Origin of the sequence: Photorhabdus sp. HUG-39, assembly GCF_963878365.1 — a bacterium.
Lineage (GTDB): Bacteria > Pseudomonadota > Gammaproteobacteria > Enterobacterales > Enterobacteriaceae > Photorhabdus > Photorhabdus kayaii.
In genome coordinates this window covers 1-811 of the sequence record NZ_CAWNWY010000111.1, presented here as the reverse complement: position 1 = coordinate 811, position 811 = coordinate 1, and the positions used below count along the sequence as shown (strand labels likewise).

1 protein-coding gene is annotated in these 811 nt (G+C 45.4%); it reads left to right on the top strand.

Translation table 11 applies throughout. The annotated features are described in order from the left end of the window. Positions 1-24: 24 nt before the first annotated feature. Positions 25-811 (top strand): IS5 family transposase gene (locus AAC155_RS24255; protein ID WP_113044423.1). Its coding sequence is split into 2 segments (ribosomal slippage), with 788 coding nucleotides annotated over them: positions 25-367 and positions 367-811; the frame shifts between segments, so codons are not numbered across the junction. This gene is flagged as partial in the annotation.

The window sequence follows — 811 nt, the reverse complement described above, 5'->3', positions numbered from 1 at the left end:
TCTGACTTTCGGAAAAAACCTGTTATGGCTCGTTACGACCTTCCTGATGAAGCATGGGAGTTACTGCTCCCCTTATTGCCCCCTGAACATTCTCAACGGCCGGGACATCCTTATGTTGAACACCGCCGGGTTATCAACGGCATGTTTTGGGTACTCTGTTCCGGTGCCCCTTGGCGGGATTTACCCGAACGTTATGGTTCCTGGAAAACCGTCTATAACCGCTTTAATCGGTGGTCAAAATCAGGGATCATTAATCTTATTTTCAATAAGTTATTGTCAATACTGGATGAACAAGATTTGGTTGATTGGTCAGCCATATCACTGGATGGCAGTAACATTCGTGCGGCACATTGTGCGGCTGGCGCCCAAAAAAACATCCCGATGTCATCGCAGACCATGGCCTGGGTCGCTCTCAGGGCGGTTATGGTTCCAAAATCCATCTGGCTGTCGATGGAAAAGGCCATCCACTGAATGTAGTACTCAGTGCAGGTCAATGTCACGAAAGTCAATATGCAGTACGCCTGCTGGATGGTCTGGGTATTCAGCGTAAAAATGGTTTTATGAAACGTCGTTCAAAAGCGGTGATTGCTGATAAAGGTTACTCCAGCCATGCATTACGTAACCGGTTAAAAAGTCAGGGAATAAAAGTGATAATTCCCTATAAATCAAACGAAAAAGCGCGGTCAGATGGACGGGTTAAATTCGACCATAAAACGTATCGAAGAAGAAATGTTGTAGAAAGATGTTTTGGTCGACTCAAAGAGCATCGTCGCATCGCCACCCGTTATGAAAAGACAGCAAGAAATTATAT